This is a genomic window from Paenibacillus sp. FSL R7-0163, assembly GCF_037969975.1.
Lineage (GTDB): Bacteria > Bacillota > Bacilli > Paenibacillales > Paenibacillaceae > Paenibacillus_AQ > Paenibacillus_AQ odorifer.
The window spans coordinates 4,256,193-4,273,839 of sequence record NZ_CP150224.1 but is presented as its reverse complement, the minus strand read 5'-3'; the positions used below and the strand labels follow the sequence as shown (position 1 = coordinate 4,273,839).

Below are 17,647 nucleotides of genomic sequence, written 5' to 3'. Positions count from 1 at the left end.
GAGCGTTTCTAAGAAGCAGAGCTGTCGAAGTTCACTCCGGAGCAGTTCCCTGAATTCCTTAAGCTGTCTAATAGGGAAGGGTAGGGGATACCGGTCACAGACCGTTATTTCTGTATAAAGTGAGATAGGTATCTGTCCAGCCAAAAGAGGGAATGAAGCTCTTAAGGGGAACAGATCAGCTTGTCTAACAAGGGTGGTACCACGGTCTTTTCGTCCCTTACCGGGAGGAAAGGCCTTTTTTTGTTGAACTAGACAATGATTGAAGGGGGCTGTACACGGCCATGAAAGAGAAGTTGGAAGCATTGAAGGTTGAAGCGCTGGCTAAGCTGCAGGAGGTTATGGATCCGCAGGTACTAAATGATTTAAGAGTGAAGTATCTCGGTAAAAAAGGTGAGCTTACAGAGGTTCTGCGCGGTATGGGAGGACTTAGTGCTGAGGAGCGTCCGGTAATCGGGCAAGTGGCGAATCAGGTTCGCAGTGCTATTGAGGAGATTATCGGCGCGAAGCAGGAGGCTTTTCAAGAGCAGGAAACCCAGCAACGTCTGCAGGCTGAAAAAGTAGACGTAACCTTACCGGGTCGCCGTTTACAGCAAGGGGGCATTCACCCGCTTAGCAGAGTCGTACAGGAGATTGAGGATATTTTTACCGGCATGGGCTACCGTGTAGCTGAAGGTCCGGAAGTGGAGACCGATTATTATAACTTTGAAGCTCTAAATCTGCCTAAGAATCACCCGGCACGTGATATGCAGGATTCTTTCTATTTAACAGATGACCTGCTAATGCGCACTCAAACCTCGCCAGTACAGATTCGTACTATGCAGGCTATGAACGGTGAAGCTCCTGTTAAAATCATCTGTCCGGGTAAAGTATTCCGCCGTGATGATGATGATGCAACGCATTCCTTCCAGTTCCACCAAATCGAAGGTTTGGTCATTGGAAGTAACATTCGAATGAGTGATCTGAAGGGCACCCTGCAACAATTTGTGCAGGAGATGTTTGGACCGAATACAGGCATTCGTCTTCGTCCGAGCTTTTTCCCATTCACGGAGCCAAGTGTTGAAGTAGACGTAAGCTGCTTCAAATGTGGTGGCGATGGCTGCAGACTATGCAAGCAAAGTGGATGGTTAGAAATCCTTGGCGCAGGTATGGTACACCCGAATGTACTGAAAATGGGTGGCTATGATCCTGCTGAATACAGCGGCTTCGCCTTCGGAATGGGTGTAGAGCGGATTGCAATGCTTAAATACGGCATCGATGACATCCGTCATTTCTATAGTAATGATATGAGTTTTGTGAAGCAGTTCAAGGGCGTTTAGTTATTGTGGTGCGCTAGCTGATAGTGGCTGGAGAATGGGTTTTGGAGCATTTGATTTCCTTGTAGGGCCGTCCTTAATAGTGTGTAGCTGAAATTGAGTGCACTTCATCCGTTCTTCCACAGGAAGCAGCACGAACGACAGTGAAATAAATACATCTGAAACATAAAGGAAGTGAGCGGATATGAAAGTATCAACCGGATGGTTGGCTGATTATACATCGATTGAAGGAGTAACCGCCGAACAGCTAGCGGAGAAGATTACCGCTGCCGGCATTGAGATTGACGGCGTAGAGCGCCGCAATAAAGGCATTTCCGGCATCGTAACCGGCTATGTGAAATCAAAGGAAAAACATCCTGATGCCGACAAGCTGAACGTATGTATCGTGGATGCGGGCCAAGATGAGGATCTACAAATCGTCTGCGGCGCAAAAAATGTAGCTGCAGGTCAAACTGTACCTGTAGCACTGGTCGGTGCTAAGCTGCCAGGACTGGATATCAAAAAAGCCAAGCTGCGCGGCGTCCTATCGCAAGGGATGATCTGCTCGGCCAAAGAATTGGGACTGAATGATAAATTGCTTCCAAAAGAGCAACAAGAAGGTATTCTTGTGCTGCCTGAAGGGACAGAGATTGGTCAGGATATTTCCAAGGTCCTCGGCTTAGATGACGAGATTCTGGAATTCGATCTGACTCCGAACCGTTCGGATTGCCTCAGTATGATTGGTGCTGCTTATGAAGTAAGTGCGATTCTTGGGCGAGAAGTTAAATTGCCTGATCCAAAAAGCGAAATTATTGAGATCAGTGGTCCTGCTGCGGATTCCATTTCCGTCAAGATTGAAGATGAAGAATACTGCAGCCATTATGCAGTTCGTTATATTGCAGGTGTTAAACCTGCACCATCACCGCTGTGGATTCAGAATCGTCTGATGGCTGCTGGGGTTCGTCCAATTAATAATATCGTGGACATTACCAATTACGTGATGCTGGAATATGGACAGCCGCTGCATGCTTTTGATGCAGATAAAGTGCAAGGTGGAGAACTCGGCGTTCGTCTTGCCCATGAAGGTGAAGTTTTGGTTACACTTGACGGTCAAGAGCGTAAGCTAGAGCCGCAAATGCTCGTTATCGCTGATGGAGTTAAAGCTGTAGGTCTGGCCGGAGTAATGGGTGGACGGGATACAGAGGTTACTGCTGAGACGGTAAACCTTGTTCTGGAATCTGCTAAGTTTGATGGTGGTACGATTCGTAAAACCTCGCGTCAATTGGGACTTCGCTCTGAGGCCTCCCTTCGTTTCGAGAAGGAAGTGGATCCAAGTGCAGTTATTCCTGCATTGAACCGTGCAGCAGTGCTGATTGCACGTTATGCTGGCGGATCGGTCCATGAAGGCATCGTGCAAGCAGGAACTGACGCTGTTCAAGAGAAGGTTCTCACCTTGTCCTTAGAGAAACTGAATCGTTATCTGGGAACGGATTTGTCCTTGCTGGAAGTGAAGACATTGTTTGGCCGTCTACACTTCAAATGCGGAGATACCGCACAAGGGCTGATTGAAGTTCAAGTCCCAACCAGACGTGGCGATATCAGCTATGATGTTGATCTTATTGAAGAAATTGCCCGCCTGTACGGATATGACAATATTCCAACGACTCTAATTGAAGGAATTACAACGCCAGGAGCACTAACTCACAAGCAAGCGCTCCGTCGTGAACTGCGCCGCTTATTGTCACATGGCGGTTACCAAGAGGTGATGGGTTACTCCTTCATCCAGCCGCAACAAAGCACAATGTTCCCTGCGTTATCAGAAGGAGCAGTAGCGGTGAAGCTGGCTATGCCGATGAGTGAAGAACGCAGCGTACTGCGTACCAGCCTTCTTCCGCAACTATTGGATATTGCCAGCTACAATACCAATCGTCGTCAAAGCGACTTGGCATTGTTTGAAATCGGCAACGTCTTCTTCACGGATGAAGAACAGCTGACTCGCCAACCACGCGAACTGCCAGTGCTGGGGCTGTTGCTTAGCGGAAGCTTAACAGTGAAGCAATGGAATGTTTCGGCACAGCCTGTGGACTTCTTTGATTTGAAGGGTGCGCTGGAAACGGTATTTGCTCATTTAGGGCTGACTGATAAAATCGTCTATGTGGGAGACAGTCCAGAAGGATTTCATCCTGGGCGTTCCGCATCGGTATATTTACTCGGGAACGAGGGCCGTGTGAAGATCGGAACGATGGGGCAGATTCATCCGGATCTGCAAAGACAGCTGGATCTGGTGGATACTTATGCGGCAGAAATTTTATTGCAGCCGTTATATGAAAGTGCGCAAAGCCGTTTGCAATATAATGAGCTTCCGCGTTTCCCGGGAATGGAACGGGATATTGCTGTGGTCGTGGATTCCGCTGTACCAGCGGGCGATCTGCTGGCTTCCATCCGTGATAACGGAGGTACTTTGCTCCAGTCCGTACAGGTATTTGACGTGTACACTGGCGGTAAGCTGGAGAGTGGAAAGAAGAGCATCGCGATCTCACTGCTGTATCGTCATAGTGAACATACATTGACTGATGAAGAAGTAGGAGAGGTGCATGAGAAGGTATTAGCATCTCTTCAACAAACTTTTGGTGCAGAATTAAGAAAGTAGCAGGAATTGTGTAAAGCCGCAGCGAATCCATTTAGAAACTGAGATTCGCTGCGGTTTTTTCTAGGTAGAGTGCAAAGCGGAGAATATCAGCCATAATCTATTGAATATTAGGGATTTTGCCAAATGCTTACCAAAAAAGCTACAATAGAAGAAGTGAAACTAGCTTAGAATCCGCACACATACAAAGGAGGGCACAACTGTGGCTATGGACCGGACACGTGTCGCCGTGGAGATATACGGAACTTCCTATAAACTCGTCGGAAGCAGTACTGAATATATGAAACAAGTGGCCCGTTATGTTGATGAACATATGCGCACGATTTCTAAATCACACACCAGACTGGACACACCGCGTATAGCGGTGCTTGCAGCTGTACATATGGCGGAGCAGGCTATTCAGGTTCAGGACTTCAAAAATGAACTAAACATGATGACAGGTGAACGCAGTGAACTGCGATTGGAAGTATCTCGCCTGCTGGAGGTACAGCGGGAGCGGCAAGAAGAAATTGAGCGACTTGAAGCTGCGGCCAAAGAAGAGGCTGGGCGACTGATTGCTGCTGCTGAGGAAGAACGTAAGCGGCATTTGGAGATTCAGGAGAATGAACGCAAGGTACATGCGGAGCAGCTTCAGGAGGCAGTACAAGCTGTGGAAGTTGCACGCAAGAAGCTGGAAGAAGAATTGCTTGAGCGCGAGATAGAGCTGCAAGAACTGCGGACAAGCTACGAAGAAGAGCGGGCAGCTAGTCGTGAACAACAGCGGCAGGAACTGGCGAAGGCGGAAGCCATCCGCTTGCAGCAGCTGGAGGAGCAGAAGGCTGCTCATCTGCAAGAGCTGGAGAACATCCGAGAGACGCTGACCAAGGAGAAGACAGACACGCTGTCTGCTCTGCAGCTTGAGCTGACCGAGACCAAGTCAACACTGGAGGAAGAGCTTGAGGTTACCAAGTCTACATTAGGTAAAGAACTCGAAGATACCAGATTGACGCTGGGTAAGGAGCTTGAGGATACCAAGTTGACCTTAGGTAAAGAGCTTGAGAGTACCAAAGCGAAGTTGGGCAAAGAGCTGGCGGAAGAACGTGAAGCACTGCAGCGGGAGCAAACCAAGAATAAGGAACTGCGGCAGTCACAAGGCACTCAAGAGCATAGACATAAGCAAAGCATTCAAGAGCTGGAGAAACAGCTGGCGGAGCTTCGTGGTGGGACCGGGCAACTTCAGTCCAGATTACGGGCGGCTGAAGCCAGTCTTAAGAGTGAGCGAGATGCAAGACAGACGCTGCTTGGACAATATGAAGCGATTGTTAAACGTGAAGAACAGCTCAGTGAAGAGCTGCGCACAGCTACTGAGCTGGGCACACTGTTGAATGAGGAGCTGGAAGAGTTACGCCAGCGTTATCAACAGTCACAGAATGAAGCGACAGAGCTAAGAGCGTCTCTACAGGAGACGAGTGAGAATCTGCACCGTGTTCAGGAAGAACTTGCGGGATCAGCAGCAGAGGCGGCTAACTGGCAGGAGCTTTCGGATAAACGTATGGAAGATATTGGTGAACTGGAAATGAATCTGCTGGAGTCTGAGGAGAAATCCGTGTTGCTTCAGAAAGAGATCGACACGCTACGTGGGCAAGCCGATGGATTAGTACAGCAGCTGGATCAGGAGGTTCAGCTTCGTACAGATGCAGAACGCGAAACAGCGGCACTTCGGGAGCAAGGTGTGCAGGTTCAGAAGGAGCTGTCTGCGCTTCGTGTGCGTTATGAGGAATTGATTGCTCAATACGATGATGTACTGCAAGAAGGAGAACGCCTGCAGGAAAGATATCAACTGCTGCAGGAAGAAGGCGAAGAGGCAACACGACGCTTAGAAGAGCTGTCTGAAGCTAGTCGTGAAGCCGCTGCTACTGTTGCTGAGCAACAGGAAGTGCTGAAGGAAGCAGAGGCGTACGGAGCTTCTTGGAAGCACAAGTACGAGGAGCTATCCGATCGGCAGCTGCAGTGGACGGATCTCGAAGCGAAGCTGCGCGAGGAGATCGACATTTGGCAGCAGGAAGCCGGCGAGGCTGAGATGAAGCAGGAAGCTATTGATCGTGAACGTAGCGAGGTGCTTCAGCAGTTAGGTGAAGTTGGTGAAAGCTATGAAATGGTTCAAGGACAGCTTCGTTTGTTGCAGGTCCAGTTTGAAATGCGTCAGGAAGAGCTTGACAAGCTTACGGACGAGCATCGTAACCTTAAAGAGGAATATGGCAAGCTGCAAAATGAATATAATGAATGGATTCAACTGATCGAGCAGGACAGTTGAATGCCGGATGCAAGTAAGAGGGCTGACCTGATGAGTAGAGAGATCTATCTCGGGTCAGCACTCTTTATTAATGAGCTCAGATTAAAAAAACAGCCGATATCAGGGAGAATCCCTAATAATCGGCTGTTTATGTGTAATCTATTCCACGATGATAGTAGCTCTCATTCCGCTATGTCCGGAGCCACACATAATGGAACAGGTCATTTCGAAAGTTCCAGCTTCCTCTGGTACGATCACCTTTGAGGATTTTTTTTCATTAAGCTGCAGCTCGAACTCAGGAATAAGGATACCGTGATTGCCGTCATCATTTTTAAAAATGATTTTGACGGGTACACCCTTTTTTAGATGATATTCTTCCTGATCAAAGCTGTAATTCGTAGCTGTAATTATGAGTTCTGTTTCTGCCTCGATCTCCGGCTCCGATGTGTTAGCATTGCCAGCAGCACTATCATTGCTGTTCCCACAGGCTGTAAGTGCTATAACGAACACCATTGAAAGTAGAATTGCAAATTTTTTAATGATCTAAATCCCCTCCCAAGAAGTCCAAGCATAGTGAAAATGTGACAATTATGTAGACATCATAACTTAAAATTTAAGAAAGCGCTTTGATTAAATGTGAAAAATCTGTGAACAGGCAGACTGTTCAAACTTTGTCGTAAATTGCAAAAAAATGATGAAAATATAACTAAAATTTATTATAATGAAAGCTATTACATTAACGTCTAAAAGTAGGGGATACATATTACAAGTATTAACGATGCGCTAAGTACGGAGGTTTGGCACCGTAGAATCTTAAAAGGCTATTGGATGGTAGTCATTCTTTTATTAATCTCACAGTTGCTGTTTTTGTCGAATATTGACCGACTCCAAATAAAAACAACAATGGACACGAACCTGTGGCATTTATTTATAGCCTGTAATTTACTAATTGTGGTCCTTATGATTACTGCGGAGCTGTGGCTGCGTTATAGTAAACAGTCCCCTAAATATGGGGTGGTTAGCTGTGGTTTTTTAGTGTCCTACCTTATGTATTTTGTATTAGAGCCTTTTGTTGACGGTGCTCAGATGACACTTATGATGCCGATTATGGTTGCTCTTATTTATTTTGATCGTAAGCTCCTGTACATAATGGGGTTATTTAGTATTGTGTTTTATGCTGGGGTATATTTTGGGTTGGAACGGCCATTCCTACATAAACCGCTGCTTGAATTCTTGATGGTAGAGTGTGTATTTTTGGTATTTGTGCTGATGGCTATTGCAGTAATTATTCGTGCTCGTGAAGCGCGTATAAATTTAGAGAGATTAACGAAGGCGGGCCAAGATCTAATGGTGGAGAGGGCTATTTCGGATAAGCTGCTGAAGATTGACGCACTTACTGGACTCTATAATCATAAAACCTTTCATGAATATTTGGATTCATTATTGGAGCAATGTGAAAGCAACAACCTTCAACTGCAGCTGGCTCTTTTCGATATTGATAACTTCAAGCAAGTGAATGATACCTACGGACACAGGGTTGGAGACCTTGTGCTTAAGGTGATAGCGGACAAGGTAGGCGGTATGATTGAATTAAATGATTTTGCGGCTAGGTATGGCGGGGAAGAGTTCGCTGTGATTTTTACAGATAAAAGTTTCTCGGAGTCCTATGAAGCAGTAGAAAAATTACGGAAAAATATTGCTCAAATTGAACATTTGCAGGCTGGGAACAAGCCGATCACCGTTAGCATTGGAATTTGTGATTATCAGCTTGGGGATGGGAAAGAGCTTCTCTTCCGTAAAACAGACAAGGCGCTTTATACCGCTAAAAAGCAAGGCAAGAACAGAGTGGTCAACTGTGCTGAAAGTCATAAAGAGGAGATTGTGTCTTTTGCATAAAAACAACACAGAACCCCTTATTGCCGGAGAAGAACCGGGAATAAGGGGTTCTGTGTTGTGAAGAGCTTTTGTTACTTAGCGGCCTCAAATGGAGTGGATACCGGCAGGAACAAGTCGATAATCCCAATGACCAGAGCTGCTAAAATGGCACCCAGAATGGATACGCTGACTCCGCTGACTACGAATTGAGCGACCCAGATAACTACCGCACTGACAATAAAGCCGACGATACCGCGACCGAAAGGCGTTGCTTTTTTGCCGAAGATTCCTTCGACTACCCAGCCGAGTAGCGCAATCACCAGTGCAAGGATTAGAGCGCTCCAGAACCCACCAACCGTGAACTGTGGAACAATCCAGCCAACAACCATCAGAACAAGCGCTGCGACCACAAAACGACCAACATGACTTAAGAAATTCACTGTACTAACCTCCTTTGGCCCATGCTAAGGATATGTGCAGTTCTTATTGTGACCTTATTACGTGATTCTATGCTTAAAAATAAGACCCAAATAGCGAAATTGACCTGAATTCTGTATAATGGAAACATCTATGAAGGGAGCTGTGACTGTAATTGGACGACAAAATTTTGCATACGCTTGAATATCGCAAGATTTTAAATAAATTAATGCAATATACGCAAACCCCCATGGGGAGATTGGCTGCTGAGCAGCTAAGACCCTCCGGCGATTTCGAAGGCGTGAAGAAGCTGCTTCAAGCCACGGATGAAGCGGCTAATGTGGACCGCCTGAAGGGTATTCCTTCGTTCGGCGGGGTAAGCGATATTCGAGCTGCACTAAAACGTGCGTCTATAGGCGGAATGCTGGGAACAACTGAGCTGCTGGCCGTTGGAAATACCATTGGCGGCGCACGCAGAGTCAAACGTTTCCTGGCAGCTATGCATGAGGAAGAAAAGATTGAGCTCCTGTTCTCACTGAGCGACGTTTTATCGGAGCAAAAACATGTGGAAGATGCCATCCGCTTATGTATAGACGAGAATGCTGATGTACTTGATACAGCTAGTTCTGAGCTGGCTAACATTCGCCGTGAATTGCGCGGAGGAGAGACCAGAATTCGTGAGAAGCTGGATTCGATGATTCGTTCGTCTTCTGTAGCAAAAATGCTGCAGGATCAGCTGGTAACCATTCGTGGTGATCGGTTTGTTATTCCTGTAAAAGCGGAGTACCGTGCCCATTTCGGCGGTATCGTACATGATCAGTCTGGATCAGGAGCGACTTTATTTATCGAGCCAGAGTCTATTGTGGCGATGAATAATAAACTTCGTGAAACACGGCTGCGTGAGGAACGGGAAATCGAGATCATTTTACACAGGCTGACGGCACTTGTAGCCGACATTGCGGAAGAAATGACCTACGATATTGATATTCTGGGAGAACTGGACTTCATCTTCTCCAAGGCGCGTCTTGCTCGTGATATGAAGGCTACTCAGCCGCGCATGAATGACCGCGGTTATCTTAAGCTGCGCAAAGGGCGGCATCCGCTTATTCCAGCGGAGCATGTGGTTCCTTTGGACGTGGAGCTGGGCAATCAATACAGCTCAATTATCGTAACCGGACCGAATACCGGTGGTAAGACCGTTACCCTCAAAACCATCGGCTTGTTAAGCTTAATGTCGATGTCCGGCTTGTTTATTCCAGCAGAGGAAGGCAGCCAGATGTGTGTATTTGATGCCATTTATGCTGATATTGGCGATGAACAGAGCATTGAGCAAAGTCTGAGTACTTTCTCTAGTCATATGACTAATATTATCTCCATTCTGCGTAGAATGACTCCTAAGAGCCTCATTCTGCTTGATGAAGTGGGTGCTGGAACCGACCCGGCAGAAGGCTCTGCGCTGGCAATTGCCATTCTGGAGCATATTCACCGGATCGAATGCCGGATGGTCGCAACAACACATTATAGCGAATTGAAAGCTTACGCTTATGAGCGTAAGGGAGTCATCAATGCCAGTATGGAATTTGATGTCCAGACCCTTAGCCCAACCTATCGCTTGTTGATCGGCGTACCGGGACGAAGCAACGCCTTTGCGATTGCTGAGCGTCTAGGCCTGCCTCATGCGATTCTGGAGCATGCCCGCGGCGAAGTGAAGGAAGAAGATCTGCGCGTGGAGCATATGATTGCTTCTCTCGAAGAGAATCGGCTGGGAGCAGAACAGGAGCATGAACGTGCCGAGGGCATCCGCCGTGAAGTGGAGGAGCTGCGCAGCAGACAACAGCAAGAGCTTGAGAAGCTGGAAAGCCAGCGCGAGAAACGCCTCGAGAAGGCAGAGAAGGACGCCAGCGCGATCCTGGACAAAGCGCGTAAGGAAGCTGAGGAAATTATCAGTGATTTGCGCCGCTTGGCTATGGAAGAAGGAGCTTCAGTTAAAGAGCATAAGCTGATTGAAGCGCGGCGACGTCTGGATGAAGCTGAGCCATCACCGCGCAAGAAGGCTGCTACCCGCAAGACTGCCAAGGCCCCACGGACAATTGGTCCTGGAGATGAAGTGAAAGTCGACAGCTTGAACCAAAAGGGCTTTGTGGTGGAGCTAAGCGGTACTAAAGAGGCGCTGGTGCAGTTTGGCATTATGAAGATGAAAGTAAGGCTGGATGATTTGGAATTGCTCTCCTCGAAGGCAACAGCTGCGCCAACGGCCCTTCGCCATGCGACAACCGTCAAACGTTCCCGTGATGAGAACATTCGCAGTGAACTGGATTTGCGCGGCACTAACCTGGAGGAAGCTATCATGGAGACAGATCGTTTTATCGATGAAGCCTTTTTAGGTAATCTGGGCCAAATCGCCATCATTCATGGTAAAGGAACGGGTGTGCTGCGCACAGGAATTCAGGAATATTTGCGTAAGCACAAGCATGTGAAGAGTTATCGGCTCGGGAATTATAACGAAGGCGGCGCGGGCGTAACTGTGGCTGAGCTGCAATAGCGGGATTTCCCGGCAGAAAGAAGGGGAAAGCGTGCAAGAAGATATTGATCTTTTGCTGGGTCATCCGCTAGGTGCCTTGCTTGGCTACTTCGCAGTGGCGATTCTTGGGCTAGTTGTATTTCTGTCTTTTTTTGAAATGGTAACGAAATATAATTGCTGGGAAGAAATACGTAAGGGAAACCTGGCAGTGGCAATGGCCACAGGCGGTAAAATCTTCGGGATTTGCAACGTACTGCGTTTCAGCATTGAAGCTGGTGTTTCAATTTATGAGACAATGAAGTGGTCCGTCGTCGGTTTTTTGCTGCTGCTGCTTGCCTATTTTTTATTTGAATTTCTGACCCCTGTATTCTCTATTGACGAGGAGATCGCTGCGGATAACCGTGCTGTTGGACTTATTGCCATGCTGATCTCGGTATCGTTGTCTTATGTAATTGGTGCGGCTATTTTTTAAATCCGTCCTTATAAGGACACCCTGCAAAGGATTATGATCTGGACAAGCTTTGAAATGAGCAGTCCCACTCTTTGTGGGGTATCTTAGGAGGAAATCATGAAGATTCTCACCCGAGTTCTGTTTCTGTCAGCGATTGCTTTTATAGCAGCCGGTATTATTTATTTAATGATGAATTAAATTTAAAAGTGAAAGTATGAAGGAGATTAAAAAGATGGAAACAACTGTATGCCCTTGGTGTCATACTGAAATTGTATGGGATGAGGAATTTGGACCTGAGGAGAATTGTCCTCACTGTAACAATGAGCTTAGCGGATACCGCACGGTCACTGTTGGGATTGACGGCATCGAAGAAGAAGAAGTAGAGGAAGTCATAGAAGAACCCAAACAAGAGGTTGTTAATGACGATGATCTTTGGGGAGAGCCTGATAAAGACAGCGTAGTTCCAATTTATAATACGCTTAATCAATTCGGCGATGATTATGATTTGAACAAGTACGAAGAGAGTGTTTCAGCTATTCTAGCCATTCAGGAGGAGGCTCCGGAATGTACTCAATGCCATGAGCTTACGATCCTTGCGGGTAAGCAGCCTGTGAGCAGCTTTGAGCCGTCTGCTCCAGCAACATTAGGTAAATCGGTATTAACCGCTCCATTCTCACTCAATGTTTACGTGTGTCCTTCATGCTTCCATGTTCAGCACAGTCTGGCACAGGAAGATCGTATTCAGCTCGTACGCAATTTGAGCAACGCTCAGGCGTAAGGTTAAGCATATAAAAAAAGGGGCTGTCCCATAAGCTTATAGCTGCTGGGGCGTGCTCCTTTTTTTGGACCTTACTTGACCGTTGTCGAAAGCGTGCGTATATGTAATCACTGACGGATGCGCATAGTAACCCGCAAACGGACACAGCCGACCTTAAGCGCCACATTATTCGATATTTGGAATGCTATCGGACTCCAGTGCAGCTATTGGTCTGAAAAACGCCTAAATATGGGCCTCTTTCCAAGGATAGTATCACTGGAGTCCGAAACCTTGTTTTAAAGGCTAAAAACATGTAAATAACGTCAACTGAGTCCGCAAGCTCCATGGAATGATGGATTTACGATTAAAGCAGGCAAAATTAAAAGCAGGATTGTCCCAAAAGCCGTGAGAGGCTACGTGGGAGAGTCCCTTTTTTATTTTCTATGCTAATCAGCTTTGTTTCATCACGTCCAAATTCTTAGAAGGAGAGGGTTTGGCTGACCGGGTGAGTGAGAATAAATCTAACTCAGGCCGATGTTTGCCGGTAATCGTATCCGTTAACAACTCCGCAGCGATCATACTGTACACAGTCCCATTGCCTCCGTAGCCCTCGATGAAATAACAGTGAGGGAACTTTGGATGGGGGCCGATATATGGGAGTCCATCACGAGTAGAACCGAACACAGCACCCCAGGAGTACTCCAGCTCAATGCCTTTGATTTCTGGAAATAAGGCCTCAAGCTCCTCAAGCAATTTTTGACCTTGAGAGATTATCCGGACCTCACGACGTTCGGGGTCTGTCAGCTGCTCATCCTTGCCTCCCGCAATAATCCTGCCTTCAGGAGTTGTCCGAAAATATAAATAAGGGCGGGCTGTCTCCCACAGCAGGCTACGCTCATGCCATTTTGGAAGATCCTTTAAAGGTTTGGTCATCACTGCATACGTGTTGATCAGCTCAGCGCCCCGGTCTTTTTTGAACTCTTGTGTTTCATAACCCATTGCAAAAATAACATCCTTGGCAATAATCCGGCCATTTTCTGTGTGGCAAATCACGCCATCCTTAGTAAACTCATAATGTTTCGCTTCGCTCTGTTCAAAGACGCGTACACCATTCGACGCTGCCTTGGCGATTAAGCTGTGCACCGTTCGATAAGGATTCGCTTCGGCATCCCCACGTGAATAAAGTCCTGCTGGTTTTGAAAAAGAGTATAGAGCTGCAATCTTTTCCTCTTCCCAGAATTCAGAATCGAAACCATTAGCTGCGAGATTCTCATATTCTTCCCGCAATGCAGGTACATCCTCTGATGTGCTGGCATATAAAAGACTGCTGCGTGGAATGATCTGTGGATCGATATCGAGCTTGTCCGGCAGGTCCAGAATGTTCCTAACCCCAGCTTGGCATAACTGATAAAAGAGCAAACCGTTCTTTTGCCCAAAAGTGTTCATACATGAGGTTAATGATTTATCGTTGGAAATTTGCAGGAGCCCTGTGTTAGCATGCGAGCTGCCGCTACCGACCCGTTTTTTTTCAATCAGAACAGTATCCGCTCCACTTAAGGACAAACGATAGGAAGCCATTGCTCCACCCATTCCCGCGCCTACAACCAGACAATCACAATGAATAGTACCTTCTAGAGTGGGGTAAGTCGGAGGGTTCTGTAAAGTGCTAGACCAAGGTGTGCTTCCACTATTTAAATTCATGAATTGTTCGCTCCTTCATTCGTGCCGTGATTAGTATTGGCGGCAATTTATCGTCTCATTCGCAGCGTGTTCTTATTTCTGTCATAACTCTCTAGTGCTTTTCGGCAAATAAATAGCGCGCTTAAGCGGCATACTAATGCCTGTTTGAATCAACTACAAGGAGGGACTACAACAAATGCAATCAACGCAAATGCAAGCGCTAAGTGGTAAAGAATTGGAATATATCGCTGACTCCATCTCCAATGAGGACTTGCTTCTTAAGCAATGTGCAGCAACGGCTGCGACAACACAGAATCAACAGGTTCGTCAAATTTGTATGCAGCATATGCAAAATCACACCAAGCACATGACTGAGCTCACTCAGTTAATCCAACAACATCAACAATACGCGCCAACAAGCCCACAATAATTGCAATATTAATTCTAAGGAGGTTATTTAATGAACGCGCAAAATACTGGAGCATTTATGCCGGATGAGGATTTACTAAACACCATTTTGTGTGATTTGAAGCGGACCGTACGCGAATATGCTACAGCTGCTACAGAATCAGCATGTCCAGCGGTTCGTAGGGTTTTTAATACTATGACCATGGACACACTGCAACTCCAAGGTGATTTATACACGCATATGTCTCAATTGAATATGTATCCTGCACCTGCAAAAGCATTGCGCCAAGATGTGGACAAGCAGCTTCAAACCGCACAGCAAATGCAACAGCAAACAGGGCAATTCGTTCAACAAAAAACAGGGCAATTTGGCGCATCCGCTCAGAATGCTCATATTCCGGCTAACGGACAACATCAGCCTTCTCATTTAATGTAACCATGATGGTTGGCGAATGAAGCAAATCGCTTCAAGTGTGTGGAGCTAACGCCCGTTTTTACTGGTTAAATCCGGTAGAACGGGCGTTTTTTCTATATTTGTGAGTATGCTCTATATAAACTCAGCCTTTCATGGGAGCTCCTATAGGGTTATTTTGTTTGCAGAGATGCACATTTCATGTCATATTAGTATTAAACTCTTTTCGCGGGGCGACGCATTTATAGCGTACCGTCATTGGCGAACTATCCGGAGGGAAGGCATGAAGGAAATGAACGAGCTTAAGAGGAAAGTGCTGGAACTGCTTAAGGAAGACGCGAGAAGATCTACTGCACTCTTGGCAACGCTGCTTGGCGCGGAGGAAGAAGATGTGAAGACTGCGATTGAGCAGTTGGAGAAAGATCATGTCATTGTAAAATATGCTGCCGTTGTAAACTGGGATAAAGTGGACGATGAGAAGGTAACCGCACTGATTGAGGTGCAGATTACGCCTGAACGAGGGCGTGGTTTTGAAGGAATTGCCGAGCGAATCTACCTGTATCCACAGGTCAAATCAGTTTATCTGATGTCTGGTGCTTATGATCTTCTGGTGGAAGTGGAAGGCCGGAATTTACGTGAAGTGGCCAATTTCGTATCTGAGAAGCTGTCTCCAATCGATTCAGTACTTTCAACCAAAACGAATTTTACCCTTAAAAAATACAAACAGGACGGGATCATCTTCGAAGAGCATGAAGAAGACAACCGTCTGATGATCTCTCCATAAAGGAAGTAATCATATGATCACGAATAAATCGCAGCTAACTGGAGAAGACAGCAAATCAATGGATTCTTATTTGGCCCCGTTGGTACAGCAAATTCAACCTTCGGGTATCCGCAAGTTTTTTGATCTGGCTGCAGGTAGCAAGGATATCATCTCTCTGGGAGTCGGAGAGCCTGACTTTAAGACCCCCTGGCATGTCAGAGAGGCTTGTGTCTATTCGCTGGAAAGAGGGTTTACAGGGTATACATCCAATGCAGGGATGCCTGAACTGCGGGAAGGGATCGCAAATTACTTACACAGCCGTTTTGCTGTGGAATATGATCCTGCCAATCAAATTATTGCAACCGTTGGCGGAAGTGAGGCCATCGACTTGGCGCTACGTGCGCTGATTTCACCGGGGGATGAAATTCTGATTCCGGAGCCTTGTTATATCTCTTACTCGCCGATTACCGCGATTGGTGGAGGGATACCTGTAGGTATTGAAACGGTTGGTGAGAATAACTTTAAACTTACTGCGGAAAGCCTGGAAGCCAAAATCACTCCGCGCTCCAAGGTTCTGATTTTGTGTTACCCAAGTAACCCTACGGGAAGTGTAATGACCCGAGAAGATTGGGAGCCGATTGCTAAGGTAGTAGAGAAACATGATCTTATAGTGATTTCAGATGAGATTTATGCAGAGTTGTCTTATGGCATTAATCACGTCAGCTTTGCCTCTTTACCAGGCATGATAGACCGTACGATTCTGGTTAGCGGCTTCTCCAAAGCTTTTGCAATGACCGGATGGCGGATGGGTTATGCTTGTGGTCACCCGGATCTTATCGCTGCAATGCTTAAGATTCACCAGTACACTGTCATGTGTGCTCCTTCTATGGGACAGGTGGCTGCACTTGAAGCGCTGACCAATGGTATGGAAGAGAAGGACCGGATGGTAGATTCCTATAATCAACGGCGGAGGTTGATCGTCAAAGGCCTACGCGATGCGGGGCTGGAGTGCCATGAGCCGCAGGGCGCCTTCTACGCTTTCCCAAGCGTGCGCAAGACAGGGCTGACTTCTGATCAATTTGCTCAGCGGCTTTTGCTTGAATACAAGGTTGCGGCTGTGCCTGGAAGTGTCTTTGGATTAGGTGGAGAAGGTTACTTGCGCTGTTCCTACGCCACATCAGTATCTCAACTGAACGAAGCAGTAGAACGAATTGGTGCTTTTGTCACAAAGCTTACACGTGAGAGAACGGATTAGTGAAAATTGAACTATAGCCGATCATACAATCCTATGGTATTATTTTACTTTGAGAGTAATTAGCCCCTATAATAGAACTTACAAGGATCCATTTACTCTGGAACTAAGCGTTGCTTTGAAGTTGCTTTATTTAACTTTTATGCTATTTTGCAGCACGCGCTCAATAATACTTTTGGGAGGGATGATTGTGCTTAGCGCCGATTATTACTTACCTTCCTATGGTGGGAAATGTTTCTCTGGAAATGGGAAAATACCCCCCAAGGGTGATGCTTCTGCTCGCATACTCTCTCTGGAAGATGAAATTAGAATACTCCGCAGCAAGATGGAGCAGCTTTTCCTGCAGGAAAAATCATTCACTTCGGATAATGTGATTGAAATTAGCAGTTTATTGGACCTCAAAATAAATGAGTACATGAAGGGGCGTCCGGCTGGAAAATAGTGCTGCTGAATGCTCTTGAGAGGACCCTAGGGTCCTCTTTTTGTGTGCGCCCAGCATGGGCGCTATCTATAGGGTTGAAGTCCCGAATGGCGAAGGCAGTAGTAGCCATTAGCTTAAGGCAAGGGTGTCCACCGCGAGGTGGAATCTGAAGGAAGCCAGCGGCAAATCTCCGGTCTGAGGAATACGAACTTCATACAAGGCTAACGTAGGCTGGATGAGGTTGCACAACAAACCAAAGTCCATACTGCCAAAGGCGTACGAGAGTAAATGAAGCAGATAGATGGAGAGGAAGATAGCGTTCTTACCTGGGGAGATCTGTGTGATAGGCGAGTATACTTCGTAACCCTACTTGTGAGAGTAGGCTGAGTGCACAGAAGTCAGCAGACGCCATAGTACGCAAGCTGTTGCAACAGCTGCGGAAGGGCTGAACATGGAATAGGATTTATACATCCAGGCGT

Annotated in this window: 15 protein-coding genes and 1 other annotated feature (1 of these 16 running past the window's edge); of the genes, 12 read left to right on the top strand and 3 right to left on the bottom strand. The window is 46.7% G+C overall.

Annotated features, from left to right (window positions below):
• Positions 1–221: a binding site (T-box leader), on the top strand; it begins 65 nt to the left of the window's first position.
• A 60-nt stretch (positions 222–281) separates the two neighbouring features.
• From pheS to NST45_RS19030, 3 genes are all read left to right on the top strand, one after another.
• Positions 282–1,316 (top strand): phenylalanine--tRNA ligase subunit alpha, encoded by a 1,035-nt coding sequence (gene pheS / locus NST45_RS19040; protein ID WP_036683561.1) that lies wholly within the window; start codon positions 282–284, stop codon positions 1,314–1,316.
• Between the two features lie 181 nt (positions 1,317–1,497).
• Positions 1,498–3,942, top strand: a complete 2,445-nt coding sequence (pheT, locus tag NST45_RS19035; protein ID WP_036683558.1) for a phenylalanine--tRNA ligase subunit beta — start codon at positions 1,498–1,500, stop codon at positions 3,940–3,942.
• A gap of 199 nt (positions 3,943–4,141) precedes the next feature.
• Positions 4,142–6,232: a hypothetical protein gene (locus NST45_RS19030; RefSeq protein ID WP_076224427.1), complete on the top strand. Its 2,091-nt coding sequence runs from the start codon at positions 4,142–4,144 to the stop codon at positions 6,230–6,232.
• 138 nt (positions 6,233–6,370) lie between these two features.
• Here NST45_RS19030 and NST45_RS19025 read toward each other — a convergent pair whose 3' ends face one another.
• Positions 6,371–6,724, bottom strand: a complete 354-nt coding sequence (locus NST45_RS19025; RefSeq protein WP_235219496.1) for a cupredoxin domain-containing protein — start codon at positions 6,722–6,724, stop codon at positions 6,371–6,373.
• Between the two features lie 315 nt (positions 6,725–7,039).
• Between NST45_RS19025 and NST45_RS19020 the strand changes: the two genes are divergently transcribed.
• A complete protein-coding gene (locus NST45_RS19020) occupies positions 7,040–8,107 on the top strand; it encodes a GGDEF domain-containing protein (protein ID WP_038569534.1) in 1,068 nt (355 codons plus the stop codon).
• Positions 8,108–8,178: 71 nt separating this feature from the next.
• Here the strand turns inward: NST45_RS19020 and NST45_RS19015 are convergent, their stop codons facing one another.
• A complete protein-coding gene (locus NST45_RS19015; RefSeq protein ID WP_036683548.1) occupies positions 8,179–8,526 on the bottom strand; it encodes a phage holin family protein in 348 nt (115 codons plus the stop codon).
• Positions 8,527–8,678: 152 nt separating this feature from the next.
• Here NST45_RS19015 and NST45_RS19010 point away from each other — a divergent pair, with 152 nt between their 5' ends.
• The 3 genes from NST45_RS19010 (at position 8,679) to NST45_RS19000 (ending at position 12,253) form a co-directional block, all read left to right on the top strand.
• Complete coding sequence (locus NST45_RS19010) at positions 8,679–11,045, top strand: endonuclease MutS2 (RefSeq protein ID WP_036683546.1); 2,367 nt, start codon at positions 8,679–8,681, stop codon at positions 11,043–11,045.
• 31 nt (positions 11,046–11,076) lie between these two features.
• On the top strand, positions 11,077–11,496 hold the full coding sequence (locus tag NST45_RS19005; RefSeq protein ID WP_036683543.1) for a DUF350 domain-containing protein: 420 nt from the start codon (positions 11,077–11,079) through the stop codon (positions 11,494–11,496).
• A gap of 211 nt (positions 11,497–11,707) precedes the next feature.
• Entirely contained in the window at positions 11,708–12,253 is a 546-nt protein-coding gene (locus tag NST45_RS19000) for a hypothetical protein (protein ID WP_052096886.1), read from the top strand.
• 429 nt (positions 12,254–12,682) lie between these two features.
• On the opposite strand, the gene NST45_RS18995 is transcribed toward NST45_RS19000, so the two are convergent.
• The gene (locus NST45_RS18995) at positions 12,683–13,933 is read right to left on the bottom strand and encodes an FAD-dependent oxidoreductase (protein ID WP_339823507.1); all 1,251 of its coding nucleotides are present in this window, start codon (positions 13,931–13,933) and stop codon (positions 12,683–12,685) included.
• Positions 13,934–14,108: 175 nt separating this feature from the next.
• Here NST45_RS18995 and NST45_RS18990 point away from each other — a divergent pair, with 175 nt between their 5' ends.
• The 5 genes from NST45_RS18990 to NST45_RS18970 all read left to right on the top strand — a co-directional run bounded on the left by NST45_RS18990 (position 14,109) and on the right by NST45_RS18970 (position 17,189).
• Entirely contained in the window at positions 14,109–14,342 is a 234-nt protein-coding gene (locus NST45_RS18990; protein WP_036683535.1) for a spore coat protein, read from the top strand.
• 30 nt (positions 14,343–14,372) lie between these two features.
• Positions 14,373–14,756 carry a spore coat protein gene (locus NST45_RS18985; protein WP_036683532.1) on the top strand — a complete coding sequence of 128 codons (384 nt, stop codon included), beginning with the start codon at positions 14,373–14,375 and terminating at the stop codon, positions 14,754–14,756.
• A gap of 259 nt (positions 14,757–15,015) precedes the next feature.
• Entirely contained in the window at positions 15,016–15,516 is a 501-nt protein-coding gene (locus tag NST45_RS18980; protein ID WP_036683529.1) for an Lrp/AsnC family transcriptional regulator, read from the top strand.
• Between the two features lie 13 nt (positions 15,517–15,529).
• Positions 15,530–16,750, top strand: a complete 1,221-nt coding sequence (locus tag NST45_RS18975) for an aminotransferase class I/II-fold pyridoxal phosphate-dependent enzyme (protein WP_036683526.1) — start codon at positions 15,530–15,532, stop codon at positions 16,748–16,750.
• 250 nt (positions 16,751–17,000) lie between these two features.
• Positions 17,001–17,189, top strand: coding sequence for an aspartyl-phosphate phosphatase Spo0E family protein (locus NST45_RS18970; protein WP_232061510.1), 189 nt, complete (start codon positions 17,001–17,003; stop codon positions 17,187–17,189).
• Positions 17,190–17,647: the final 458 nt, after the last annotated feature.

Excerpts from the sequence above, each read along its gene's own strand:
- NST45_RS18975 (WP_036683526.1), top strand. The coding sequence starts at position 15,530 with ATGATCACGAATAAATCGCAGCTAACTGGAGAAGACAGCAAATCAATG.
- NST45_RS19025 (WP_235219496.1), bottom strand. The coding sequence starts at position 6,724 with ATGGTGTTCGTTATAGCACTTACAGCCTGTGGGAACAGCAATGATAGT.
- pheT (WP_036683558.1), top strand. The coding sequence starts at position 1,498 with ATGAAAGTATCAACCGGATGGTTGGCTGATTATACATCGATTGAAGGA.
- NST45_RS18985 (WP_036683532.1), top strand. The coding sequence starts at position 14,373 with ATGAACGCGCAAAATACTGGAGCATTTATGCCGGATGAGGATTTACTA.
- NST45_RS18995 (WP_339823507.1), bottom strand. The coding sequence starts at position 13,933 with ATGAATTTAAATAGTGGAAGCACACCTTGGTCTAGCACTTTACAGAAC.
- NST45_RS18980 (WP_036683529.1), top strand. The coding sequence starts at position 15,016 with ATGAAGGAAATGAACGAGCTTAAGAGGAAAGTGCTGGAACTGCTTAAG.
- NST45_RS19000 (WP_052096886.1), top strand. The coding sequence starts at position 11,708 with ATGGAAACAACTGTATGCCCTTGGTGTCATACTGAAATTGTATGGGAT.
- NST45_RS18990 (WP_036683535.1), top strand. The coding sequence starts at position 14,109 with ATGCAATCAACGCAAATGCAAGCGCTAAGTGGTAAAGAATTGGAATAT.
- NST45_RS19020 (WP_038569534.1), top strand. The coding sequence starts at position 7,040 with ATGGTAGTCATTCTTTTATTAATCTCACAGTTGCTGTTTTTGTCGAAT.
- pheS (WP_036683561.1), top strand. The coding sequence starts at position 282 with ATGAAAGAGAAGTTGGAAGCATTGAAGGTTGAAGCGCTGGCTAAGCTG.